The sequence below is a fragment of the Pseudomonas sp. H1h genome (assembly GCF_000633255.1).
Classification (GTDB): domain Bacteria; phylum Pseudomonadota; class Gammaproteobacteria; order Pseudomonadales; family Pseudomonadaceae; genus Aquipseudomonas.
Window position 1 is genome coordinate 1 of record NZ_AYMJ01000066.1, and the last position, 938, is coordinate 938.

Annotated in this window: 1 protein-coding gene; it reads left to right on the top strand. The window is 62.2% G+C overall.

Annotation, left to right across the window (positions count from 1 at the left end):
- A partial coding sequence (locus U862_RS0129010) for an immunoglobulin-like domain-containing protein (protein WP_029977922.1) occupies window positions 1-938 on the top strand: 938 nt, incomplete at both ends.

The window sequence follows — 938 nt, forward strand, 5'->3', positions numbered from 1 at the left end:
TCGATCACCGGCGTGACCGGCGGCAACTACGAAAACCTCGTCGCCGACAAAACCCCGGTCAGCACCACCGTCACGGACACCGTGGACACGACAAATCTGTCGCTCAGCGCCACCAACTCGGTCGCCGAAGGCGGCTCGATCACCTACACCGCCACTCTGACCAACCCAGCTGGCACCCCGGTGACCGTGACGTTGAGCAACGGCTCCGTCATCACCATTGAAGCGGGCAAAACCACTGGCACCGTGACTGTCCCTGCGCCAGCCGATGACGTCTACAAGGATGCCGGCAAAGTCGAAGTGACCATCAAGGATGCAGCGGGCGGCAACTTCGAGAACCTGGTGCCGAGCACCGTTCCGGCCGTCACCGACGTTACCGACACCATCGATACCTCGACTGTGAAGCTCAGCGCCGATACATCGGTGGCTGAAGGCGGCACTGTCACTTACACCGCCACTGTCGGCGCGCCTGTGACCGGTTCGCCAGTGACCGTGACCTTGGCCAACGGCCAGACGATCACCATCGAAGTCGGCAAGACCACCGGCACCGTGACCACCACTGCACCGAACGATGCGTTGAACGGTCATGAGCCGCTGAGCAACTCGATCACCGGCGTGACCGGTGGCAACTACGAAAACCTCGTCGCCGACAAAACCCCGGTCAGCACCACCGTGACCGATACCGTCGACACCACCAACCTGTCGCTGACCGCGACCGGCACCGTGGCCGAAGGCGGTTCGATCGTCTACACCGCCACTCTGACCAACCCAGCTGGCACCCCGGTGACCGTGACGTTGAGCAACGGCTCCGTCATCACCATCGAAGCAGGTAAAACCACCGGCACCGTGACTGTCCCGGCCCCGGCTGATGACGTTTACAAGGATGCCGGCAAAGTCGAAGTGACCATCAAGGATGCCGCAGGCGGCAATTTCGAGAACCT